General features: G+C 67.4%; 21 protein-coding genes and 1 pseudogene. 11 read left to right on the forward strand and 11 right to left on the reverse strand.

Annotation, left to right across the window (positions count from 1 at the left end):
- Positions 1-97: 97 nt before the first annotated feature.
- Together rfaE1 and rfaD are read left to right on the forward strand one after the other, a co-directional pair.
- Entirely contained in the window at positions 98-1,030 is a 933-nt protein-coding gene (rfaE1, locus tag ACYVH8_RS15300; RefSeq protein ID WP_460489674.1) for a D-glycero-beta-D-manno-heptose-7-phosphate kinase, read from the forward strand.
- 22 nt (positions 1,031-1,052) lie between these two features.
- Positions 1,053-2,060 carry an ADP-glyceromanno-heptose 6-epimerase gene (gene rfaD / locus ACYVH8_RS15305; RefSeq protein WP_460489675.1) on the forward strand — a complete coding sequence of 336 codons (1,008 nt, stop codon included), beginning with the start codon at positions 1,053-1,055 and terminating at the stop codon, positions 2,058-2,060.
- A gap of 65 nt (positions 2,061-2,125) precedes the next feature.
- Here the strand turns inward: rfaD and ACYVH8_RS15310 are convergent, their stop codons facing one another.
- From ACYVH8_RS15310 to ACYVH8_RS15330, 5 genes are all read right to left on the reverse strand, one after another.
- On the reverse strand, positions 2,126-2,461 hold the full coding sequence (locus ACYVH8_RS15310) for a DUF4156 domain-containing protein (RefSeq protein ID WP_460489676.1): 336 nt from the start codon (positions 2,459-2,461) through the stop codon (positions 2,126-2,128).
- Positions 2,462-2,538: 77 nt separating this feature from the next.
- The gene (locus tag ACYVH8_RS15315) at positions 2,539-3,144 is read right to left on the reverse strand and encodes a hypothetical protein (protein WP_460489677.1); all 606 of its coding nucleotides are present in this window, start codon (positions 3,142-3,144) and stop codon (positions 2,539-2,541) included.
- A gap of 55 nt (positions 3,145-3,199) precedes the next feature.
- The gene (locus ACYVH8_RS15320) at positions 3,200-4,924 is read right to left on the reverse strand and encodes a DUF2339 domain-containing protein (protein WP_460489678.1); all 1,725 of its coding nucleotides are present in this window, start codon (positions 4,922-4,924) and stop codon (positions 3,200-3,202) included.
- 53 nt (positions 4,925-4,977) lie between these two features.
- Positions 4,978-8,718, reverse strand: coding sequence for a hydantoinase B/oxoprolinase family protein (locus tag ACYVH8_RS15325; RefSeq protein WP_460489679.1), 3,741 nt, complete (start codon positions 8,716-8,718; stop codon positions 4,978-4,980).
- An 11-nt stretch (positions 8,719-8,729) separates the two neighbouring features.
- Positions 8,730-9,269, reverse strand: coding sequence for a winged helix DNA-binding protein (locus ACYVH8_RS15330; RefSeq protein ID WP_460489680.1), 540 nt, complete (start codon positions 9,267-9,269; stop codon positions 8,730-8,732).
- 163 nt (positions 9,270-9,432) lie between these two features.
- Between ACYVH8_RS15330 and ACYVH8_RS15335 the strand changes: the two genes are divergently transcribed.
- The 3 genes from ACYVH8_RS15335 (at position 9,433) to ACYVH8_RS15345 (ending at position 12,426) form a co-directional block, all read left to right on the forward strand.
- On the forward strand, positions 9,433-10,410 hold the full coding sequence (locus ACYVH8_RS15335) for a TRAP transporter substrate-binding protein (RefSeq protein ID WP_460489681.1): 978 nt from the start codon (positions 9,433-9,435) through the stop codon (positions 10,408-10,410).
- 138 nt (positions 10,411-10,548) lie between these two features.
- Positions 10,549-11,106 (forward strand): TRAP transporter small permease, encoded by a 558-nt coding sequence (locus tag ACYVH8_RS15340; RefSeq protein ID WP_460489682.1) that lies wholly within the window; start codon positions 10,549-10,551, stop codon positions 11,104-11,106.
- 9 nt (positions 11,107-11,115) lie between these two features.
- A complete protein-coding gene (locus ACYVH8_RS15345; RefSeq protein WP_460489683.1) occupies positions 11,116-12,426 on the forward strand; it encodes a TRAP transporter large permease in 1,311 nt (436 codons plus the stop codon).
- On the opposite strand, the gene ACYVH8_RS15350 is transcribed toward ACYVH8_RS15345, so the two are convergent.
- Positions 12,423-12,761 (reverse strand): cupin domain-containing protein, encoded by a 339-nt coding sequence (locus tag ACYVH8_RS15350; protein ID WP_460489684.1) that lies wholly within the window; start codon positions 12,759-12,761, stop codon positions 12,423-12,425. The two genes, ACYVH8_RS15345 and ACYVH8_RS15350, sit on opposite strands and share 4 nt — an antisense overlap.
- A gap of 66 nt (positions 12,762-12,827) precedes the next feature.
- On the opposite strand from ACYVH8_RS15350, the gene crcB reads away from it, so the two are divergent.
- From crcB to ACYVH8_RS15370, 4 genes are all read left to right on the forward strand, one after another.
- Positions 12,828-13,208, forward strand: coding sequence for a fluoride efflux transporter CrcB (crcB, locus tag ACYVH8_RS15355; RefSeq protein WP_460489685.1), 381 nt, complete (start codon positions 12,828-12,830; stop codon positions 13,206-13,208).
- Complete coding sequence (gene cobA / locus ACYVH8_RS15360) at positions 13,208-14,062, forward strand: uroporphyrinogen-III C-methyltransferase (protein WP_460489686.1); 855 nt, start codon at positions 13,208-13,210, stop codon at positions 14,060-14,062. Before crcB ends, cobA begins: the two co-directional genes overlap by 1 nt.
- A complete protein-coding gene (locus ACYVH8_RS15365; protein ID WP_460489687.1) occupies positions 14,059-14,688 on the forward strand; it encodes a Rieske 2Fe-2S domain-containing protein in 630 nt (209 codons plus the stop codon). Before cobA ends, ACYVH8_RS15365 begins: the two co-directional genes overlap by 4 nt.
- A gap of 88 nt (positions 14,689-14,776) precedes the next feature.
- A complete protein-coding gene (locus tag ACYVH8_RS15370) occupies positions 14,777-15,934 on the forward strand; it encodes a helix-turn-helix domain-containing protein (RefSeq protein WP_460489688.1) in 1,158 nt (385 codons plus the stop codon).
- 122 nt (positions 15,935-16,056) lie between these two features.
- Here ACYVH8_RS15370 and ACYVH8_RS15375 read toward each other — a convergent pair.
- Together ACYVH8_RS15375 and asd are read right to left on the reverse strand one after the other, a co-directional pair.
- Positions 16,057-16,155: pseudogene (locus ACYVH8_RS15375) on the reverse strand (IS5/IS1182 family transposase); the annotation flags it as partial.
- Positions 16,156-16,208: 53 nt separating this feature from the next.
- Positions 16,209-17,087, reverse strand: coding sequence for an archaetidylserine decarboxylase (gene asd, locus ACYVH8_RS15380; RefSeq protein ID WP_460489689.1), 879 nt, complete (start codon positions 17,085-17,087; stop codon positions 16,209-16,211).
- A 64-nt stretch (positions 17,088-17,151) separates the two neighbouring features.
- On the opposite strand from asd, the gene ACYVH8_RS15385 reads away from it, so the two are divergent.
- Entirely contained in the window at positions 17,152-18,801 is a 1,650-nt protein-coding gene (locus ACYVH8_RS15385; protein ID WP_460489690.1) for an aminotransferase class III-fold pyridoxal phosphate-dependent enzyme, read from the forward strand.
- Between the two features lie 129 nt (positions 18,802-18,930).
- Here ACYVH8_RS15385 and ACYVH8_RS15390 read toward each other — a convergent pair whose 3' ends face one another.
- A complete protein-coding gene (locus ACYVH8_RS15390; protein WP_460489691.1) occupies positions 18,931-19,578 on the reverse strand; it encodes a hypothetical protein in 648 nt (215 codons plus the stop codon).
- Positions 19,579-19,757: 179 nt separating this feature from the next.
- Between ACYVH8_RS15390 and ACYVH8_RS15395 the strand changes: the two genes are divergently transcribed.
- On the forward strand, positions 19,758-20,996 hold the full coding sequence (locus ACYVH8_RS15395) for a glycosyltransferase family 4 protein (protein WP_460489692.1): 1,239 nt from the start codon (positions 19,758-19,760) through the stop codon (positions 20,994-20,996).
- Here ACYVH8_RS15395 and lplT read toward each other — a convergent pair.
- Together lplT and ACYVH8_RS15405 are read right to left on the reverse strand one after the other, a co-directional pair.
- Positions 20,970-22,241 (reverse strand): lysophospholipid transporter LplT, encoded by a 1,272-nt coding sequence (lplT, locus tag ACYVH8_RS15400; protein ID WP_460489738.1) that lies wholly within the window; start codon positions 22,239-22,241, stop codon positions 20,970-20,972. The two genes, ACYVH8_RS15395 and lplT, sit on opposite strands and share 27 nt — an antisense overlap.
- Positions 22,242-22,252: 11 nt before the next feature.
- Positions 22,253-23,704, reverse strand: a complete 1,452-nt coding sequence (locus ACYVH8_RS15405) for a UDP-glucose dehydrogenase family protein (protein WP_460489693.1) — start codon at positions 23,702-23,704, stop codon at positions 22,253-22,255.
- Positions 23,705-23,737: the final 33 nt, after the last annotated feature.

Genomic DNA, 23,737 nt, shown 5'->3' on the forward strand with positions numbered 1-23,737 from the left:
GTGGCCCGGCAAAGCCGGCTCCACGGCGTCCCGCGTATAAGTCACTTCGTGCCCGCGTCGTCGCATCCCCGAGCCAGCTACTAAGATCGACAAGCAGATGAAGATCACACAAGAACAACTCACGAAATCCCGTGTCCTCGTCGTCGGCGATGCCATGATCGATCGCTACTGGTACGGTGCGGTCGACCGCATCAGCCCCGAGGCCCCGGTGCCCGTGGTGCGCGTCACGCGCGAGGAACTCCGCATCGGCGGCGCCGCCAACGTGGCCAGCAACGTGGTCTCGCTGGGCGCCAAGGCCACCCTGCTGACCGTGGTGGGCGACGACGAGGCCAGCCATACGCTGGAGAAACTGGTGGCCCAGACCGGCATCACCCCGCACTTCGGGCGCGACGCGGCCTTGCAGACCACCGTCAAGCTGCGCGTGATCGGTCGCCAGCAGCAGTTGATCCGCCTCGATTTCGAGAACAGCCCCAAGGGCGAGGTGCTGGCCTCGCAGACGGCCGACTTCATCAAGCTGCTGCCGCAGCACGATGCCGTGCTCTTTTCCGACTACGGCAAGGGCGGCCTGGACCACGTGCACCACATGATCGAGCACACGCAGGCCGCCGGCAAGCCGGTGCTGATCGACCCCAAGGGCTCGGACTATTCGCGCTACAGCGGCGCCACCGTCATCACGCCCAACCGCGCCGAACTGCAGCAGGTGGTGGGCGCGTGGAGCAGCGAGGAAGACCTGCGCGCCAAGTCGCGCGCCTTGCTCGACAAGCTCGGCCTGCAGGCCCTGCTGCTCACGCGCAGCGAGGAAGGCATGACGCTGTACGACGCCGCGGGCGAGATCAGCGTGGCCGCCCAGGCCCGTGAGGTGTTCGACGTGACGGGCGCCGGCGACACCGTCATCGCCACCCTGGCGGCCCTGGTGGGTGCCGGCCTGCCGCTGCGCGAGGCCATGCCCCTGGCCAACAAGGCCGGCGGCATCGTCGTGGGCAAGTTCGGTACCGCCACCGTCAGCTACGCCGAACTGTTCGGCGCGTAACCCATTTACGAGGACACAGAACATGACACGAGTCGTAGTGACAGGCGCCGCGGGCTTCATAGGCGCCAACATCGTCAAGGGCCTGAACGCGCGCGGCATCGACGACATCATCGTTGTCGACGACCTGAGCCAGGGCGACAAGTTCCGCAACTTCGCCGACCTCAAGATCGCCGATTACGTGGACCTGGACGACTTCTATCCCAACTTCGAGGAAGGCCACTACGGCAAGGTCGAGGCCGTCTTCCACGAAGGCGCCTGCAGCGACACCATGGAGCAGGACGGCAAGTACATGATGGACAACAACTACACACTCTCGTGCGAGTTGTTCCAGGCCTGCCAGCGCTACGGTACGCGCCTGCTCTACGCCTCCTCCGCGGCCACCTACGGCAACTCCGAGACCTTCCGCGAGGTGCCCGAGTTCGAGGCGCCGCTCAACGTCTACGGCTATTCCAAACTGCTGTTCGACCAGCGCATGCGCCGCGAGCTGGGCAACGACTTTGAAAAGGCCAAGATCCAGGTGGCGGGCTTCCGTTACTTCAACGTCTACGGTCCGCGCGAGCAGCACAAGGGTCGCATGGCCAGCGTGGCCTTCCACCAGTTCAACCAGTTCCGCGCCGAGGGCAAGGTCAAGCTCTTTGGCGAATACGGCGGTTACGCCCCCGGCGAACAGAAGCGCGATTTCGTCTTCGTCGACGATGTGGTGGCCGTCAACCTCTGGTTCTTCGACCACCCGGGCAAGAGCGGCGTGTTCAACCTCGGCTCGGGCCGCGCCCAGCCCTTCAACGATGTGGCTCTGGGCGTGGTCAACACCCTGCGCAGCCTCAAGGGTGAAGCCGCACTCTCGCTGGAGAAGATCGCGGCCCAGGGTTTGATCGAGTACATCCCCTTCCCCGAAGCGCTGCGCGGCAAGTACCAGTGCTTCACGCAGGCGGATCTGGGCAGGCTGCGCGCCGCCGGCTGCGATCACGAATTCGCCGACGTGCAGACCGGCGTGACCCAGTACGTCAAGTGGCTGGCCAGCCAGGCCTGATCAACCTTCGCTCATGAAAAAAGCCGGCGGATCCCGCCGGCTTTTTCTTGGGCGCGCTCAGCGCCTCACTTGCATTTGAAGACTTCATAGGAGCGCTTGCCGTACTCCAGGGAATTGCCCTTGACCACGGTGTCGCCGCCCCTGTCGATGGCCTCGTTGCGCGCCATCTGCAGCAGGTTCTCTTCCACCGCCTCGGCGCTGCGCGTGATGGGCCCCAGGGACGACAGCACGCTGAGTGTGGAGCGTCCCAGCGACTTGCACTTGGCCACGTCCGTGTCCTTGGCCAGCACAACCTGCTCCGCGCCGACACGCTCGCCGATCATCGAGCTGGCACAGCCCGACAGGCCGGTTGCCAGCAGGGACAGGGCCGCGAGGTTCATCAGGTTCTTCGATAAGGGCATAAGTCTCTCCAATCAACAACAGAAACACAGTCTTCGAAGTTTAGCGGGTGTTCGTGTATCCAGATGCAAAAAATGGGTCAAACGCCCGTGAGCTTGCGGTAGGCCTCGCGCGTCTCGGGTGACACGGCGGCGAGCACCTGCGCGTGGCTGGTCTGGTGGCGGGCCTGCAGGCGCGCCGATGCGACGGCCCTGGAGCGGCAGAACCAGTGGCAGCTGTGCTGCATGAGGAAAAGCTCGGCCGACATCGTGAACGCCTTGTCGCGCGGCGAGAGCTGGCGGCGATTCTCGGCCGCCGCCGCGACGCCCTCGGCATGGATGGCCAGGGCGTGGCGCATGTCGAAAGCCTGGCGCGGAAGGATCTTGTCCGCGTAGGGGAAAGCAAAAGCCAGGGTGCTGACCTGCGTCTGCCCGTTCCAGACCTTGGAGAAGTCGGTGGCGAAACGCTGGAACTGGCTGTTCAGCTCGGCCTCGGCCGTGCCCAGCATGCCCCAGATCTGCGCACGGCGCTCCTCATCGTCCTCACCGAGCGCGCGCAGATAACCCTCGGTGACGTTCTCCATGAGCTTCTCGATCTGGTACTGGCTGAGGTAGCCTCCCAGCAGGTAGATACGACGCCGTTGCTCGCGCGCCTTGAGGAACTGGAAACCCGCGATGGGCGCCAGCAGCAGTATCAGAAACTCCATGGATGCCCCGGATGAAACAAAGAGGCAAGTGTAGTGGCTGGGCCTGGTGCTCTGTTCAGCGCTCCAGCGCCACCACCCGCTTGTACAACAAACCGCCCGCGTAGAGCGAGAGGCCCACCACCACCAGGCTGCCGATGCGCACCAGGGGCGCGGCGCCGGCCAGGTCGTAGAGCATGACCTTGACCAGGGAGGCGGCGAAGATGAAAAGCGAAGACTTGCCCAGGTCCTGGTCGCTGTTGCGGAAGGCCAGCAGCAGGCAGGCCAGGGCCAGCGCGCCCCAGGCCAGCGAGACCAGCAGCGCGTTGTCGAAGCTGCGCAGCACCACGCCCATGAGACCGATGTGGGCCGCATACAGCGCGAACACCATCCACTGCCGCAGCGCGACGTGGCCGCGGCCGATGAACCAGGCCGCGTAAAGCTCGGCGGTGTAGAGCAGGGCCAGCAGGATGGCCTGGCCCGTGCCGTCGCTGTCGCCCAGCAGCACCACACGCGTGAAGTTCAGGGCCAGCAGCGCGCCCAGCAGCAGCTTGAACGGCAGCATGAGCTGCGCGTCCGCCGCAGGGCGTGTGACGAAGAGCGCGGCCGGCGGCAGCACCAGCAGCACGGCCCAGGGCGCCCAGCGCTCGGGCAGCAGTTCCAGGTAGACCGCATGGAACAGCACCAGCGCACAGTAGGCGCCGACGATGAAGCCCCCCGTCTGCAGCGTCACACCCAGCGCGCGCCGCGCCGCGCCATAGGCCAGCAGCAGCAGGGCCGCGCTGCCCAGGGCCACCCAGGGCGCCAGGGCCGGCACATGCCGGATCAGGATGGCGTACTGCAGCGCATAGAACAGCAGGAGCAGCGGCAGGTGCGTCACCCCCTCGGCCTGTGTCATCGGGCGCACATGGCGCACCGAGAAGGTGATGGCCGTGCTCAGGAAAACTGCGAATTGCAGGCACTGGAACGCCAGGGCCACGCCCCACTGGCTGCGTGCCAGCGGCTCCCAGAGGACCTGGAAGGCGATCAGCGCCATATAAGCCGCCAGCAGATAGGGCCGGCGCTTGCCTATGGCCAGCGCGTAAAGACAGAACACCACGCTCCAGGCCGTGAAATAGATCGCCAGGTCCACCACCGAACCCGTCAGGGCCTGCAGCAGCAGGGGTGCGGAGTAGGAACCCACCACGGCGAACAGGCCGTAGATCTCGCTGCCGAAGACACGGCCCAGCCAGAGCGCCAGCAGGCAGTTGCAGATCACCGCCGTGGTGGCGAGGCCAGCGCCGATCAGGTGGTAATAAAGATGCGCGCCGTAGATGGCCAGGAAAAAAACCACCAGGCCGCCGGCCGGCAACAGGCTGGCGTAGTTGCTGTCCAGACGCCGCAGCCGGAGGCCGGCCACGATGAGTCCGACGCCGCCCAGCACGGCCAGGCCGAGCTGGCGCGGCGGCGTGAGCCAGCCCGCGTCATAGACCAGGCGGATCAGGTAGGCCGCGGCCAGCACCAGCAGCGTGGCCCCGGTCCAGCCCATGATCTGCGTGACCGTGAGCTCGCTGTCGTCGGTGGACTTCTCGAAAAATGGCGAGGCCGGCCGTGTGGCCTGGCCCCCTGCCGCCCGCACATCGACCTGGGGCACGGTGTTGCGGAAAAAACGGTCCTCCTCGTCGGCCGCGCGCGCAACCGCCGCTGCGGGACGCGCAGGCGGTGCCACGGCCTCCGGGCGCTGTTTCGCCAGACCCAGCACGGCTTCTTCCAGCCGGGCCAGGCGCAGGTTCAAGGCACGCAACTGCGCTTCGACATCAGCCATGGTCCATCCTTGCTTCGCGACAACAGCCGCATGCTAACCGGTCGTGGCCGGGTTCAGGCCGGGCGGCCGTAGCCCCCGCCCCCGGGGGTATGGATCTCGAACACGTCGCCGGGCTGCATATCGGTCTGGCCGATGTGGTCCAGCACTTCGCTGCGGCCATCGGCACGCAGCACGCGGTTGAGTCCCGTCTGCCCGCTGCCACCACCCGCCATGCCAAAGGCCCCGCTCTTGCGGCCATTGGAGAGGATGCTGGCCGTCATGGTTTCCAGGAACTGCACACGCCGCACACCCCCATCACCGCCGCGCCAGCGGCCCGCGCCGCCCGAGCCCTGCCGGATCTCGTAGCCCAGCAGGCGCACGGGGAAACGGAACTCCAGCACCTCGGGGTCGGTCAGGCGCGAGTTGGTCATGTGGGTCTGGACCACACTCGTTCCGTTGTAACCCTCACCGGCGCCCGAGCCACCGGAGATCGTCTCGTAATACTGATAGGTCGCGTTGCCGAAGGTGAAATTGTTCATGGTGCACTGGCTGGCCGCCATCACGCCGAGCGCACCGTAGAGCGCGTTGGTGATGCAGCTCGAGGTCTCCACATTGCCCGCCACCACCGAGGCCGGCGGGTTCGGGTTGAGCATGGAGCCCGCCGGGATGATGACCTTGAGCGGTTTCAGACAGCCTGCGTTGAGCGGGATGTCGTCGTCCACCAGGGTGCGGAAGACGTAGAGCACGGCCGCCATGCAGACCGCGGTAGGTGCGTTGAAGTTGTTGAGCTGCTGCGCGCTGGTGCCCGTGAAGTCGATCTCGGCGCTGCGGGCCTTCGCGTCCACGCGGACAGCCACGCTGATCTGCGCGCCATTGTCCAGCGGCAGCGTGAACGTCCCGTCCTGCAGGCGCGTGATCACACGGCGCACCGACTCCTCGGCGTTGTCCTGCACATGGCGCATATAGGCCTGTACGACGTCCAGGCCGAACTGCGTCACCATCTTGCGCAGCTCCTGCACACCCTTCTCGTTGGCGGCGATCTGGGCCTTGAGGTCGGCCAGGTTCTGCTGCGGGTTCCTCGAAGGATATTCACCGCTTTGCAGCAGGGCCAGCATCTCGGCCTCGCGCAGCACACCACGCTCGACGAGCTTGACGTTGTTGATCTGCACGCCCTCCTCCTCGATGCGCGTCGAGAAGGGTGGCATCGATCCGGGTGTCGTTCCGCCGATGTCCGCATGGTGACCGCGGGAGCCCACGTAGAACATCGGGCGCCGGCCCTCACCCCCGCCCTCTCCCAGAGGGAGAGGGGGCAAATCCATCGGACTCCCTCTCATCCCGGGAGAGGGTGGGGGTGAGGGCTCGGGCTCCAGATAAACCGGCGTGATCACCGTGACGTCCGGCAGGTGCGTGCCGCCGTGGTAAGGGTCGTTGAGCGCATACACATCACCGGGCTGCATGCGGCCCGTGTTCTCGCGGATCACGGTCTTGATGCTCTCGCCCATGGAACCCAGGTGCACGGGCATGTGCGGCGCGTTGGCAATCAGGTTGCCCGCCGCATCGAACAGCGCACAACTGAAATCGAGCCGCTCCTTGATGTTCACCGAGTAGGCCGTGTTCTGCAGCTGCAGGCCCATCTGCTCGGCGATGTTCATGAAGAGGTTGTTGAAGACCTCCAGCAGCACCGGGTCGGCCGTGGTGCCCGCGGCGTAGCGCTGCTCGCGCGGCACCCGGCGGGTCAGCACGATGTGGTCCAGCGCCGTGAGCTCGGCCTCCCAGCCGGGTTCCACCACGGTGGTGGCGTTTTTCTCGGCGATGATGGCCGGGCCGGGCATGCGGTCGCCCGCGCGCAGGTCCTCGCGCACCACCAGGGCCGCTTCATGCCACTGCCCCCCAGAATACAAACGCACGCTCTCACGGCTGGGCACGGCGCGTGCCGGGAGCAGGGTGTGGCGTGGTTCGGCCGGCGCGTCCCCCGCCACCACCGCCTCGACCGACACGGCCTCCACGATCAGGCGCTTGCCCTGCATCAGGAAGGCGAAGCGCTGGCGATACGCGGCTTCAAAAGCCGTGGTGATCTCGGTCAGCGTGCCGTGCAGCACGATCAGCGCCGCATCACTGCCTTCGTAGCGCACGTGCACACGGCGCTGCACATGCACGGCGGCCGCGCTGAGCTGCTGGCGCTCCAGCTCGCTGCGCGCGGCCTGGGCCAGCGTATCCAGCTTGCCCGCGATGGCCGGCAGCGCCTGGGCGTCGAGTGGCAGCTCCACCGCCTGCTCGCGGATCACGTTCTGGTCGGCCAGACCCATGCCATAGGCCGAGAGCACACCCGCCAGCGGGTGCACCAACACGCGTGTCATGCCCAGGGCATCGGCCACCAGGCAGGCGTGCTGCCCGCCCGCGCCGCCGAAGCACTGCAGGGTGTAGCGCGTCACGTCGTAACCACGCGCCACCGAGATCTTCTTGATGGCATTGGCCATCTGCTGCACGGCAATGCTGACAAAACCCTCGGCCACGTCTTCGGCGCTGCGCCCCGTCTGTGTCGCCAGCGCGGTGAACTTCTCGCGCACCACGGCATCGTCCAGTGCCTCCTGGCCGCCCGGGCCGAAGACATGCGGGAAATGCGCCGCCTGGATCTTGCCCAGCATCACATTGGCGTCGGTCACGGCCAGCGGGCCGCCGCGCCGGTAGCTCGCCGGGCCGGGGTTGGCCCCCGCGCTCTGCGGTCCCACACGGAAACGCGCCCCGTCGTACTGCAGGATGGAGCCGCCGCCGGCCGCCACCGTGTGGATGCTCATCATGGGCGCGCGCATGCGCACGCCAGCCACCTGGGTCTCGAACTCGCGCTCGAACTCGCCCGCGTAGTGGCTCACATCGGTGGAGGTGCCGCCCATGTCGAAGCCGATCACGCGCACCTCCGTTCGGGCTGAGCGGGTCGAAGCCCCCTCACCCCTGCCCTCTCCCCCGAGGGGCGAGGGAGCAAAAGCCAGTTCGGCCGTGCGTGCCATGCCCACGATGCCGCCGGCCGGCCCGCTCAGGATCGCGTCCTTGCCCTGGAAGGCGTGCGCATCGGTCAAGCCGCCGGAAGACTGCATGAAGAAGAGGCGCACCCCCGGCATCTCGGCCGCCACCTGGTCCACGTAGCGGCGCAGGATGGGCGAGAGATAGGCGTCCACCACCGTGGTGTCGCCGCGGCTCACGAACTTCATCATCGGGCTGGTGCCGTGCGAGGTGCTCACCTGGGCGTACCCGATCTCGCGGGCGATGCGTGCGGCCGCCTCCTCGTGCGCGGTGTAGCGGTAACCGTGCAGGAGGACGATGGCCACGCTGCGCAGGCCGGCTGCATATTGCGCCTGCAAGTCGCGGCGCAGCGCCGCCTCGTCCAGCGGCGTCACGAGTTCGCCAAGCGCGCCCACCCGCTCGTTCGCCTCCACCACCGCGCTGTAGAGCAGCTCGGGCAACACGATGTGGCGGTCGAACAGGCGCGGGCGGTTCTGGTAGGCGATGCGCAGCGCGTCGCGAAAACCCCGCGTGGTGACCAGCAGCGTGGGCTCGCCCTTGCGCTCCAGCAGGGCGTTGGTGGCCACCGTGGTGCCCATCTTCACGCAGTCCACCTGCTGCGGCGTGATGGGCTCATTGGCCTTCAGCCCCAGCAGATGCCGGATGCCGGCCACGGCCGCGTCGCGGTACTGGCCCGGGTTCTCCGAGAGCAGCTTGTGCGTGGCCAGGCTGCCGTCGGGCCGCCGGCCCACAACGTCGGTGAAGGTGCCGCCGCGGTCGATCCAGAACTGCCAGCGGTTCTTGCCTGTCTCTGCCATGCCCGCCCCCATCACAGACTCGCGGCGGAGCGGGCCGCCTGGTCGTAGACGCCGGACAAAACCCGCAGCAGACGGGCCAGCTCGCCGATGTCGCGGTTCAGCCCCTCGTCGGCCTTGAGCGCGTTGATCAGGCAGCCTTCGCGGATCTCGCGGTAGCGCTGCACAAAACGGCGTCCTTCCTCGGTGGCGGCATAGGTCACCTCCTTGCCGTTCTTGCTGGAGACCACCACGCCCAGACCCTGCAGCTTCTTGAGCGCATAGTTGATCAGGTGGGTGTCTTCCACGTTCATGATGAAGCTGATGTCGGCCAGACGCTTGTCGCGCGCGCGGTGTGTCACGTGGTGCAGCACCAGCACGTCCAGCGGCGTCAGGTCCTTCAGGCCCGCGGCCGACATGCAGTGCACGATCCAGCGGTGGAAGGCGTTGCCCGCCACGATCAGGCCGAATTCGAACTCGCTCATCTCGGCGCTGCGCGGTGACACCAGGTGCGCCGAAGAGACGATGGGGGCCTTGCCCGCACCGACCTCGACCCGGGTGGATTTCTTGGCCATGAATGGCACTCCTTCTGGGCGTCACTGCCCTGTTCTGGTGAAATCAGAAAAATACAACAACAATTTGTTGACAATTTATCAGCATTTAGGGAATATGCCTATGCCCCGTTTCCCGGACTACCCTTAGAGTTCCGGAACTTTCCTCAACCATCGTGGAGTGAACATGCAGCGTCGTCATTTCTCTCTGGCCAGCCTCACGCTGGCCCTCGCCCTGGCCGCCGGCAGCGCCCTGGCCCAGACCAGGTGGGACCTGGCCGCCGCCTACCCGGCCGGCAACTTCCACAGCGAGAACATGGCGCAGTTCGCCGCCGACGTGGACCAGGCCACGGGCGGCAAGCTCAAGATCACGCTGCACGCCAACGCCTCCCTGTTCAAGGCCCCCGAGATCAAGCGCGCCGTGCAGGGCGGCCAGGCCCAGGCCGGCGAAATCCTGCTGGCCAACTTCCAGAATGAATGGCAGATCTACGGCGCCGACGGCCTGCCCTTCCTGGCTGACAGCTACGACGCCTCGGTCAAGCTCTACAAGGCCCAGCGCCCGATGATCGAGAAGAAGCTGGCCGAACAGGGCCTGGTGCTGCTGTACTCGGTGCCGTGGCCGCCGCAGGGCATCTACAGCAAGAAGCCCATCCACAGCGCGGCCGATCTCAAGGGCATCAAGTGGCGCGCCTACAGCCCGGCCACCGCGCGCATCGCCGACCTGGTGGGCGCCCAGCCCGTCACCGTGCAGGCCGCCGAGCTGCAGCAGGCCCTGGCCACGGGTGTGGTGGAGTCCACCATGACCTCGGGCGCCACCGGCGTGGACAGCAAGCTCTACGAGAACCTCAAGTATTACTACGACACCCAGGCCTGGCTGCCCAAGAACATGGTCATCGTGAACAAGCAGGCCTTCGACGCGCTCGACAAGCCCACGCAGACCGCCCTGCTCCAGGCCGCCGCCACGGCCGAGGCCCGCGGCCTGGCCGCCAGCCGGCGCGTGAACACCGAAACCCTGGCCAAGCTCAAGGCCAACGGCATGGAAGTCCTGGCTCCCTCGGCCGCGCTCAAGGCCGACCTGAAGAAGGTCGGCGACACCATGCTCAAGGAATGGCTGGAAAAAGCCGGCCCCGAAGGCAAGACCCTGGTCGACGCCTACCAGCGCTAAGACCCATTCACCGTTCGCGTTGAGCCTGTCGAAACGCAGCGCTGGCCAGGGCTTCGACCCTTCGTCATGCTCAGAGGCCAAGCTCAGCCCGAACGGAGCATGTCTGTACCGCATCTCTGAAAGACTGCATTGAATTCGATGTCTCCCGCACTGGTCAGCCGGCTGCGCCGCCTGCTCGACGGCCTGTACGCCACGGGCGGCGCACTGGCCGCACTGTGCGTGCTGGCCATCCTGGTCCTGATGATCGGCGCCTCGGTCGGGCGCATGGCGAACTGGCGCGTGTCCTGGATCAACGACGTGGTGGCCTGGCTCTGCGCCGCCGCCGCCTTCCTGGGCATGGCCTACAGCTTTCGCAACGGCGACTTCGTGCGCGTCACCCTGCTGCTGGAATCGGTCTCGCCCGCCGTGCGGCGCTGGCTGGAAATCGTCTCGCTGCTCGTCGCCACCGTGGCCATCGCCTACCTGGGCTGGTGGGCCGCGCGTTTCACTTACGACAGCTGGCGCTTCAACGACATCGCCGGCAATATGGTGGCCATCCCGATCTGGATCCCGCAGCTGAGTTTTGTCGTCGGCTCCGCCATCCTGGTGATCGCCGTGGTCGATGAATGCGTGACGGTGCTGCGTGGCGCCAAACCGAGTTATGTGGCGCGCGTCGAAGAGCGCCACGCGCGCGGCGATTTTTCCGAAGAACTCTAAGGATCTCAGATGGGTCTGCTTGAAATCGGGGCCCTGCTGCTCTTCCTCATGCTGCTGATGCTGGCCGGCGGCGTCTGGATCGCCATGACCCTGGCCATCGTGGGCTGGGTCGGCCAGGCCTTCTTCACGAACACGCAGCCCGGTATGAACCTGTTCTCCTCCTTCTGGGAGACGGCCGCCAGCTGGGAGCTGGCCGCGCTGCCGCTGTTCATCTGGATGGGTGAGATCCTCTACCGCACCAAACTCTCGGAGCAGATGTTCGACGGCCTCTCGCCCTGGCTCTCGCGCATCCCCGGCCGGCTCATGCACACCACGGTGCTGGGCTGCGGCATCTTCGGCTCGGTCTCCGGCTCTTCCGCCGCCACCTGCGCCACCATCGCCAAGGTGGCCCTGCCCGAGCTGGAACGCCGCGGTTACGACCGCAACATTGCCCTGGGCTCGCTGGCTGCGGCCGGCGGCCTGGGCATCCTGATCCCGCCCTCCATCACCATGGTGGTCTACGCCGTGGCGGCCGACGCCAGCGTGATCCGCCTCTTCCTCGCGGGCTTCCTGCCGGGTTTCCTGCTCATGGGCCTGTTCTCGGCCTACATCGCCTGGTGGAGCCTGCGTAATCCTTCGAAGGTGCCGCCGGCCGAGGCGCCGACCCGCTTCATGGAGAAGCTGCGTCGCTCGGGCAGCCTCATCCCCTGCGGCCTGCTCATCGTTTTCATTGTCTGGGTGCTGGTGGCCGGCATCGCCACCGCCACCGAATGCGCAGCCTGGGGCGTGCTGGGCTCGCTGGCCATCGCCGCCGCCAGCCGCACGCTCACGCTGCGCAATTTCTGGGACGGCCTGGCCGGCGCCACCCGCGTGAGCTGCATGATCATGTTCATCCTGGCCGGCGCGGCCTTCCTGACCAAGACCATGGCCTTCACCGGCATCCCGCGCGAGCTGGCCGAGTTCGTGCACGGCATGAACCTCTCGGCCTACGGCCTGATCGCCGTGCTCGTGGTGGTCTATCTGGTGCTGGGCACCGCGCTGGACGGCATCTCCATGATCGTGCTGACCAGCGCCGTGGTGCTGCCCATGGTGCAGAAGGCGGGTTTCGACCTGGTGTGGTTCGGCATCTTCATCATCCTGCTGATCGAGATCGCCGAGATCTCGCCGCCCGTGGGCTTCAACCTCTTCGTGCTGCAGAACATGACCGGGGTGGACAGCAACCGCATCGCACGCGTCACCCTGCCCTTCTTCGCCTGCATGATCCTGGCCATCGTATTGATCACGCTCTTCCCCTCCATCGTGACGAGCGTGCCGAACTGGCTGATGGGCGTGGAGCGCTAGGCCGCCGGTTTGCGCAGAGCGATCGTCACCAGGGCCGAGGCATCCTCCAGCGCCTTCACGCCGTGCAAGGCCCCACCCACCAGGAAGAGCAGCTGCCCGGCACGCAGCACATGGCTGCGGCCGTCGATGGTGACGTCGAGCACGCCTTCGATGCAGTGGATCGTGATCTCGCCCGCCACCTGATGCGGCGGCAGCGACTTGCCGGCCTGCAGCACCAGGCGCATGACTTCGAGGTCCTGCGCCTTGAACAGCGCCACGGTCTTTTCAGTCGCGAGACGTAGACCCAGGGGCCGGGCGTCGATGATCTGACCGGCGGTGGCGTGCGACATGGCCATGCAAACGATGATACGCCGGGGCTGGCGGCAGCGATACCCCGGCGCCCGGCGCGCTAAACTCTGCCCATGCTTCCTGTCCTCGCCATCTGCCTCGGCGCCTGCGCCGGCGCCCTGCTGCGCTGGCGCCTGGGCCTGTGGCTCAGCACACCCGGCGCCCTGCTGCCCTGGGGCACACTCACCGCCAACCTGGTCGGCGGCTATCTGGTCGGCGTCTGCGTGGCCGTGTTCCAGGCCCTGCCCCAGCTGGACCCGACCTGGCGCCTGCTGCTCGTCACCGGCTTCCTGGGCGCGCTGACCACCTTCTCCAGCTTCTCGGCCGAGGTCATCGCCATGCTGCAGCAGCAGCGCTACGCCCTGGCCCTGGGAACGACGGCGCTGCATCTCTTCGGCTCCTTGCTGCTCACCGTGGCGGGCATCAAGAGCGTCTCCCTCTTCCTGGCCCGCTGATGTCCCCGGCGCACACCTCCCCCGCCGGCCGCGTCTACCTCGTGGGCGCCGGCCCGGGCGACCCCGAGCTGCTGACCCTGCGCGCGGCACGCCTGCTGGCCCTGGCCGATGTACTGGTCTACGACAACCTGGTCTCCGACGGTGTGCTGGCCCTGGCCAACCCCGCCGCGCAGCGCATCTACGCCGGCAAGCGCCGCAACGAGCACACCCTGCGCCAGGAGCAGATCAACGCCCTGCTGGTGCAGCTCGCGCAGCAGGGCAAGCAGGTCCTGCGCCTGAAGGGCGGCGACCCCTTCATCTTCGGGCGCGGCGGCGAGGAGATGCAGAAGCTGGTCGAGCACGGCGTCCCCTTCGAGGTGGTGCCCGGCATCACGGCCGCCAGCGGCGTGGCCTGCTACGCCGGCATCCCGCTCACGCACCGCGACCACGCGCAGAGCTGCCTCTTCGTCACCGGCCACCTCAAGGACGGCAACCCCGAGCTGGACTGGGCCGCCCTGGTGCGCCCGCAGCAGACCGTGGTGATCTACATGGGCCTGAGCGCCCTGTCCGAGATCTGCGCCCGGCTCATGGCCCATGGCGCGCCGGCCACACGCCCCATAGCCATCGTGCAGCACGGCACGCTCGCCACGCAGCGTGTGCTCACCGGCACCCTGGCCGACCTGCCGGCCAAGGTGGCGCCCAGCGGCTTTTCATCGCCCAGCCTTCTCATCGTCGGCGACGTGGTGCAGCTGCACGGCACGCTGGACTGGTTCGATCCCCACAGCGGCGCGCGCGCGCGCCTGACCCACGACGAGGCTGCTCAACTTCCGTCCTTGCCACCCCTGTTCTCCCCCGCCTCCAGGAGCACCCCATGAGCGACGCGCTCGATTACCTCGTCCAGGCCCGCCCCGAGGCCATGACGCACTACTTCAGCTTCCTCAAGGACGCCGGCAAGCACCTCGACCCGAAGACCCGCAACCTGATCTCCGTCATCACCAAGGTCGACGCGCAGACCGAACGCGGTTTTCGCCAGTACCTCAAGCGCGCGCTCAAGGAAGGCTGCACGCCCATGGAGGTCATCGACGCCCTGCTCATGGCCTTTCCCACCCTGGGCCTCACCAAGATTGTCTGGGCCACCGACATCATCCTCGCCATGAAGCTGCCGGGTTTCGCGCCCGAGGCCCTGCGCGGCGCCGCACCCCAGTGGCACGACATCATGGCGAGCACCGACCTGAACGAGGGTGAGGTGAAACGCATGGACTGCGAAGGCCGCGGCCTTTTCGTCTACCGCGAGGGCACGGCGTACAAGGTCTACGACAGCATCTGCCCGCACCAGAGCACCGACATCCCGCAGCTCGCGCTGCAGGGCCTCACGCTGACCTGTCCCAAGCACGAATGGGCCTTCGACGTGAAGAGCGGCGCCTGCATCAGGAAGGGCAAGACGCCGCTGACGGCCATCGAATCGAAGGTGGAAAACGGCCGCCTGATGGCGCGCTGGTAGCGCGAACGCGGCGCCGGACTAGGGAGAACCCTAGGCGCCCGGCCAGAGGGTCCGCACAGCGATGCGCTTTCGGCCAAAGGCTGGCATGATGGACGCCCACACCGACAGGCAGCCATCCACCGCCATGCATGCCACACCGTCCACCCCGCCCGTCTCGCGCCTGGCGCGCATCGCGCAAGCCCGCCACCTGGTCATGCAGGAGTCATCGTCCCTGGCCGCCGGCCTGGTGGAACCCTGGATCGCGCAGAGCTGGCAGCGCTGCCTGAGCCGCGGCCTGCGCCCGCAGGACCCGGTGAGCTTTGAGGCCGTGAGCACCTCGGTCATGCGCCAGGCCTCGGAAGCCAACCACACGCTCATGCAGGCCGCGCGCCCCGTCCTCAAGCAGCTCGGCGGCGCCCTGGCCGACACACGCTACTTCGCCATCCTCACCAACCACAACGGCGTGGTGATCGACACCGACGGCCCCATCGACCGCAGCGACCGGCGCGCCTCGCTCATCACCCGTGTGGGCGTGGACCTGTCAGAAAACAGCGTGGGCACCACGGCCATCGGCGCCGCGCTGCGCGAGCTGCAGCCCGTGTGGCTGCACCGGGGTGAACATTTCTACCAGGACACCTCGGTCTACAGCTGCGCCGGTGCGCCCCTGTTCGGGCACGACGGCCGCTGCGTCGGCATGCTCGACCTCACCGGTGTGGAAGCCGCCGAACGCCCCGAACTGCGCCACCTGGCCACACACGCCGCGCGCCGCATCGAAAACGCCCTGCTGCTGCTGCGCCCGCACCGTCTGCTGCTGCGCCTGAACTGGCCCGGCATGCCCCTGGGCGACGACGCCGACGGCCTGCTCACCCTGGACGCCGACGGCCGCGTCTGCGCCGCCAACCGCGCCGCACGCCAGCTGCTGCCCACGCTCAACACCCAGGGCATGGAATTGCACGGTCGCGACCTCTTCGCCCTGCCCTGGGAAATGCTGTTCGACGCTGCGCGCAAGGGCGGCGCCATCGAAATCCCGCTGTGGTCCGGCCTGCGCCTGCAGGCGCAGGCCAGTCTGGCCAACCGGGGCCAGCACGCCACACCCGGACCAGCCCCGCAAGGCGTATCGACCGCCGCCATGCGCCCGCTCAGGGAAGTGGAAACGGATCTGATCCGCAAGGCCGTGGAAGAAGCCCGCGGCAACGTGGCCCTGGCTGCGCGCAACCTGGGCATCAGCCGCGCCACGGTCTACCGCAAGCTTGGCCAGCGCGGCTGAGCCTTGGAAGCCAGCGTCCGCCCTGGCGGACAATCGCAGACCAGGGAAGGTCTGAACACGTCATAAAACACGCCGTGTGCGGTCCGAAGCGCAAGTCCGACGCGACGCGCGGCACCGGATCGCACCAGCCCGGCGTCTGCATCCACGGCCATGGACGCCTTCATGCCCAAGTGCCATTGCCTGCCCTTCCTGGTCTGGTGCGTCTCGGGGTCGCGCTCGCCCCGGGTTCCGAGGAGGCTATTCACACACCTTGAACCGAGCACTCTTGCTGTCTTCAGATCAGACCGGAACCGTCCCCCTCCAGCAAGGCCTGCCCCGCCCTCACTTCCGTCCCGGTCTCGATCCCCGCCGCCAGCCTCAGCCCCTTCGGGGCCAGCACCACGATGGTCGAGCCATGCTCGAACCAGCCCATCTCCTGGCCCTTGCTCAGAACCGCCTCGCAAGACATTACCTGCAGCCCCTGGTAGTCATGGTGCAACTGCAGGTCCAGAAAATGCAGGCGCACGCTGGCCACCAGGATGGCGCCCACGGGGACAATGGTGAGCGGATGGCCTGAAGGCCGATCGGTCTCGATCACGGCGCGCTCGTTGCGGCAGTAAAGCCCAGGCACGCGCTTGAGCGCGATGGGGTTGACGTTCCACATGTCGCCCTGGATGTGCGTGACGCGCCGCACCGTGCAGTCGCCCGGGGCGTGGAAGCGGTGGTACATGCTGGCGCGCAGGCGCAGGGTGACATAGCTGCCGCCCTGGTGCTTCGCCGCCAGCTCGGCGCTGCCCAGCAGCTCGGTGAGGCTGTAGGGCATGCCCTTGATCTGCAGCAGCTCGTCGCCCTCGATGACACCGCAGGCGCCGACGATGCCATCGCTGGGGCTGCAGACCACCTGCGGGTCGGCATCAAAAGGCCGCGCGCCGTCCTTGAGTTCGCGCACAAAACAATCGTGCAGGCTGTCGAAGGTCTGTTTCTTGGCGTCGCGCAGGTCCAGATCCGCAAAGAACCTGAAGGCCGCGATGGACAGGCTGCGCACCAGCGGGCTGCGCACCTTGCTGAAACGGCCCATGAAGCGCGTGAGCGCCACACGGGGCAGGCGGTTGGTAAGCAGGAAGTTCAGGCCTTCCTGTTGCAGAAGACGGTCACGGAATATTTTGAATGTCATGGTGTTTTCACAAGGCTGTCAAATCAGTTGAATACAAAGAGCCATCGTTTATCACGGAACTGTCATGGCTTACGAACTTGTCTGGATCGCCGGCGCCATCGGCGCCACCCTGCCCGCCCTCAAGCGCCGCCTGGAACTCTCGCGCGCCAAGCACCCATCCCTGGCCGGGCATTCGCGCATGGCCAAGCGTCTGGCGCGCTGGATCCCGGGTTACGCCTACGACGAGGCCGCCTTCTTTGCCTGCGATGGCGCACCCAACGACGTGGTGCAACAGCGCCGCGCAGGCTTTTTTGCGCTGGCCGGCCGGCTGCAGGGCAAGGCGCCCTTGTCGATCGCGCTGACCCAGGAAGCCCGCGAAGGCTTGCCGGACCTGCGTTTCACCGGCGCCTACCGTGTGCCCTACCAGTTCAGCCCTTACCTGCGCCAGCACCTGCAGGTGGGCGGCTTTGTGCAGTCCAGCGAAGGCGTGAGCGTGACGGACCTGGACGGCAAGCGCTACATCGACCTCACCGGCTCCTACGGCGTGAACGTGATGGGCATGGACTTCTACAAGTCCTGCATCGCGGCGGGCTGCGCAATAGCGCAGGACCTGGGCCCCGTGCTCGGCGCCTACCACCCCTGCGTGGCCGACAACGTGGCGCGGCTGCAGCAGATCAGCGGCCTGGACGCCGTGTCCTTCCACATGAGCGGCACCGAGGCCGTGATGCAGGCCGTGCGCCTGGCGCGTTACCACACGGGCAAGCGCCACCTGGTGCGCTTCTGCGGCGCCTACCACGGCTGGTGGGAAGACGTGCAGCCCGGCCCGGGCAACCCCCTGCCCCCGCGCGAGACCTACACCCTGCGCGACATGCACGAAGCCAGCCTCAAGGTGCTGCGCACGCGCCGCGACATCGCCTGCGTGCTGATCAACCCGCTGCAGGCCCTGCACCCCAACAAGAACGCACCGGGCGACTCCACGCTGCTCGACAGCAGCCGCAGCGCGGGCTACGACCGCGCGGCCTACACACGCTGGCTGCAGCAGGTGCGCGAGGTCTGCACCGAGCGCGGCATCGTGCTGATCTTCGACGAGGTGTTTCTGGGTTTCCGCCTGGCAGCAGCCGGCGCGCAGGAATACTTCGGCGTCAAGGCCGATCTGGTCACCTACGGCAAGACGCTGGGCGGCGGCCTGCCCGTGGGCGTGGTCTGCGGCAAAAAGGAGCTGATGCAGCGCTTCCGCGAGGACAGGCCGGCCGACATCTGCTTCGCGCGCGGCACCTTCAACGCCCACCCCTATGTGATGGGTGCGATGAACGAGTTCCTGCGCAGGTTGGAAACGCCCGAGATCAGCGGACTCTACCGCGACCTGGACGCCACCTGGGACACGCGGCGCGAGCGCTTCAACGCCCGCATGCGCGCCGAGGACCTGCCGCTGGCAGCGGCGAACATGAGCAGCGTGTGGACGCTGAGCTATACGCGCCCCTCGCGCTACAACTGGATGCTGCAGTACTACCTGCGTGATCATGGTCTGGCCCTGAGCTGGGTGGGCACGGGCCGTTTCATCTTCAGCCTGAACTTCACGGACGCCGACTTCGAAGACATGCTGGAGCGTTGTGTGCAGGCCGGCCTGCAGATGCGGCGCGACGGCTGGTGGTGGCAGGCGCCGGGTCTGACGAACAAGTCCATCAAGCGCGGGCTGCTGCGGGAGATGCTGGGGCAGCTCGTCAAACACCGGTGAAGCCCCTGGTACACCGTTCGCCCTGAGCCCGCCTGTCCTGAGCTTGTCGAAGGGTCGAAGGGCTCGCGCGCCAGGGCTTCGACAAGCTCAGCCCGAACGGCACTTTCCTCAGGACGAACGGATGGGAACTCAGGCCTGCTGGCGGGCCAGTTCGGCCTCATGCGCGACGCGTTCTTCGTTCAGATGCTCGGGGGCCGCGATCAGCTCGCCCCGCAGCAGGTACAGCGGCGCCTTCCAGTAAAGCAGGATGTCGTGGAAGGGGTCGGTGACGATCTTGGTGGCCCAGACGATGCCGGTCTGCAGGTTCTGCTGCCAGAACAGCTGCAGCACGCGGAAGACCAGGCCACCCACGCCCAGCCAGAGCCAGAGCCAGCCCACGTTGAGCACGAAGCCGCTGGGTTGGGTGTGCGGCTCCAGCAAGCCGAAGAAACCGGGCTGCAGCCACAGCGCCACGGGCAGGCCGGCCCAGACGGCCATGAGCACCACCTTGCGCTGCAGGTTGTAGCCCACCTTGATCTCTTCCTTGTACGCGTGCGTGGCGTGGTTCACCTCGTCATAGCCCTTGGGTTCGAAGAAGAAGTGGCCGGACTGGCGCGAGACCATGGAAATCAACCAGGCGATGAGCGCGGCCACCGGCGGCTGGATGAAGAGGAAGGCATAGGCCACGAGGAAGGAGATGGCACTCAACAGGTGCAGGGACTGGTTGATGCGGCTGTGATGGTAGTAGCGGTGGTCGTCCCAGCGCTGGACCTTCAGGGCTTGCAGGAATTGGCTCACGGAGGCTCCTTGTTTCGAAGATGCTGGGCGCGGAGAGGCCACGCCCTGGGCGCATGCTCGGCCCGCTTCATGAAAGGTCGATGACAGCGCGTGCCCTGTCATCAAAAATTCATGCGCACCAAGGACACGGGGCACAGCGCTGTCACAGAGCTGAGATATGCGCGCGCCAAGATGGCGGCATGAAACCCGACACCACTGACATCCTGGTCGAAGACCTGCCGCCGGCGCAGACCCATCTGCGCATCGCCGTCGTCACCGAGACCTACCCGCCCGAGATCAACGGCGTGGCGCTCACGCTGCAGCGCGTGGTCGAAGGCCTGCGCGAGCGCGGCCACCAGGTGCAGCTGGTGCGCCCGCGCCAGGCCAGCGAAGCCACACAGGCCGCGCCCGGGGTCCCCGACGATGTGCTGATGCGCGGCATGCCCATCCCGCGTTACCCGCACCTGCAGCTGGGCCTGCCCTCGCGCCGCCAGCTGGAGCCGCTGTGGACACTGCAGCGCCCCGACCTGATCCATATCGCCACCGAAGGGCCGCTGGGCTGGTCGGCGCTGCGTGTGGCGCGCAAGCTGCGCATCCCCCTCACCTCGGACTTCCGCACCAACTTCCATGCCTACAGCAGCCACTACGGCATGGGCTGGCTCAGCAAGCCCATCATGGCCTACCTGCGCCGCTTTCACAACCAGACCCTGAGCACCATGGTGCCCACGCGCGAACTGGCCGAGCGCCTGGCCCAGGCCGGCTTCGAACGCCTGCAGGTGGTGGCGCGTGGTGTGGACACCGGCATCTTCGACCCGACCCTGCGCAACGAGGCACTGCGCGCCGGCTGGGGCGCAGCGCCCGACACCCCGGTGCTGCTCTGCGTGGGACGCCTGGCCAAGGAAAAAAGCCTGCCCCTGCTGGTGCGCGCCTACGCCCAGGCCCGGCTGGTGCGGCCGGACCTGAAACTGGTGCTGGTGGGTGACGGCCCCATGCGGGCCGAACTGCAGGCCCTGGCCCCCGACGCCATCTTCACGGGCCAGCTCGGCCGCGCGGAACTGGCAAGGCACTACGCGAGCTCGGACATCTTCGGTTTCCCCAGCCAGACCGAGACCTTCGGCAATGTGGTGCTGGAAGCCATGGCCAGCGGCCTGGCCGTTCTGGCCTACGACTACGCCGCCGCCGCGGAAAACATCGCGCCCGGACAGACCGGCCTGCTGGCGCCCATGGACGACAGCGAGTCCTTCGTGCGCCAGCTGGTCGAGCTGGCGCAGGACGACGGGCTGCGCCAGCGCCTGCGTTCCGCCGCGCGCGGGGCCGCCCGGCTGCGCGACTGGCCGGGCATCGTGGCGCAGATCGAAAGCGTGATGAAACTGGCCATCGCCGACGGCCATGTGGCCAACGGCGCCCGCCTCTCAATCGCGCCGCAACAGATGGCCTGACAGGGCTTTCAGTCCGGCCCGGCGGCGCCGGCGACAGAGTGTGCTGCCGATGAACAGGATCAGACCCAGGCCGGCCAGCGCCATGACCCGTTGCGCCGGCAGCTCCAGGGCGATCAGCCCCGCGTAGAGACCCAGCAGCACCAGGATGCTGAGGTTCTCGTTGAAGCCCTGCACCGCGATGGACTGACCCGCCGTCAGCAGGCGATGGCCGCGGTGCTGCAGCAGCGCGTTCATGGGCACCACCATCATGCCGCCCAACGCCCCTACAGCGAGCAGCACGGGCACGGCAGCGCGCCAGTCGGAGATGAAGAGCGCGCTCACCATGAAGGTGCCCATGAGCTGACCCAGCGGCAGGACCGCCGTGGCGTGGCGCAGGCGCAGGCGGCTGGCCACGAGCACGGCCCCGCCCACCACGCCCATGGCCACGACGCCCTGCAGATAGGCGGCCTGGTCCAGGCCCAGACCCAGCGCCTGCACGGCCCACAGCAGCACGGCGAACTGCAGCATGGCGCCCAGGCCCCAGAACACCGTGGTCACGGTCAGCGAGAGACCGCCGCTGCGATCCCGCCAGAGCAAGGCATTGGCATGCCGGAAATCGGCCAGCATCTGCATCGGACCCCGCCCGCGCACCGGATAAGACACGCCGCTGGGCACGATACGCAGATTGCACAGGGCCGAGAGGCTGTAGAGCGCGATCACGATAGACAAGGAGACATTGAGCGCGGGTGTGGACGCACCGGCCGAGAGCGGCCACAGCCCACCGGCCCAGGACACTGCCGGCGACTGCAGCCACAGCGGCGCCACCAGCAGGCCGCCCAGCACCGTGCCCAGCAAGACCGAGAGCACCACGGCCGACTCGACCCAGCCATTGGCCGCCACCAGCGCAGCCGGCGGCACGCTTTCGGTCAGCAGGCCGTACTTGGCCGGCGCGTAGGCCGAGGCCCCGAGACCCACCAGGGCAAAAGCCAGCATGGGATGCACACCGGCCAGCAGCGCCAGCGCGCCCAGCAGCTTGAGCCCGTTCATCCAGGCCATCAGACGGCGCTTGCACACCGCGTCGGCCAGCGCGCCGATGAAGGGCGCGAGGAAGACATAGGACAGCGTGAAGCTGAACTTGAGCAGAGGCGCCCACCACAGGGGCGCGCCCAGCACCTGCAGGTGCGCAATGGCGACGATGAGCAGCGCGTTGTCGGCCAGTGCGGAAAGAAACTGGGTGGCCATGAGCCACCCGAAACCGCGCGGCAAATCCCTAGACACTAAGCATGCACCATCGCGCGGGCCGGCGTAGCCGACCGCGCCAGGCTCTCCATGCCGACCGCACCCGCCATGGCCTGCTCGGCCAGGGCATTGCGCCGGCCCACACCCTGGTAGGCCAGGCCCAGAGTCTGCAGCTGCTGCGGGTCGTAGAGATTGCGGCCGTCCAGGATGAGCGGCTGGCGCAGCGTGTCGCGGATCAGCTCGAAATCCGGGTTGTGAAACTGCTTCCATTCGGTCACGACCAGCAGCGCGTCCGCGCCCTCCAGGGCTGCGTTGGCGTCGGCCATGAAACGCACGCGTGACAGGCCGGGGTCGATGTCGGCCAGGTCCTCGACCAGCACACGCTGGGCCGCTTCCATGGCCACCGGGTCATGGGCCTGGATCTCGGCGCCGCGCAGCAGCAGTTGGCGGATCAGCAGGCGGCTGGGCGCCTCACGCATGTCGTCGGTCTGCGGCTTGAAAGCCAGACCCCAGAGGGCAAAACGGCGCCCGCTCAGATCGGCGCCGAAATGCGCCATGACACGGCGCGCCAGCACCTGGCGCTGCGCCTGGTTGACGCGTTCCGTGGCCTCGACCAGATGCATCTGGCTGCCGTGCAACTGCGCGGTTTGCATCAGCGCGCGGGTGTCCTTGGGGAAGCAACTGCCACCGTAGCCCGTGCCCGCGTAGAGGAAACTCGGACCGATGCGGCTGTCGCTGCCGATGCCGCGGCGGATCGCGTCCACGTCGGCGCCCACGAGGTCGGCCAGGTTGGCCATCTCGTTCATGAAGGAGATGCGCGTGGCCAGCATGGCGTTGGCCGCGTACTTGGTGAGCTCGGCGCTGCGCACATCCATCCAGACGGTGCGCTCATGGTGCCGGTTGAGCGTGGCGTAGAGCCGTGTCATGGCGGTGCGCGCCAGGTCGCCCGTGGCGCCGGCCGGCAGGCCGATCACGATGCGGTCCGGGCGCATGAAGTCGTCGATGGCCGCGCCCTCCTTGAGAAACTCCGGGTTGGAGATCACCGCGAATGGCAGCGCGGACCGATCCCGCTCCTGCAGGGCCGCGCTCACCACCGCCTCGACCCGCTCGGCCGTGCCCACGGGCACGGTGGACTTGTTGACGATGACCAGGGGTTTGGTCATGGCCTGGCCCACCTGGCGCGCCACCGCCAGCACATGGGCCAGATCGGCCGAACCGTCTTCCTTGGGCGGCGTGCCGACCGCGATGAACAGCACCTCTGCGGCCTCCAGCGTGTCCTGCAAACGGGTGGTGAAAAACAGCCGCTGGTCCTGGGTGTTGCGCTGGATCATGGTGTCCAGGCCCGGCTCGTAGATGGGCACCACGCCCGAGCGCAGCAGCTCCACGCGCAGGGCGTCGCTGTCCATGCAGATGACCTCATGGCCCATCTCGGCCAGACAGGTCGCCGTCACCAGGCCCACATACCCCGCACCGATCACTGAGACTTTCATGTTCACCTCGCTGTAGATATGGCGGTGATCATG

It is taken from the genome of Curvibacter fontanus (assembly GCF_054780335.1).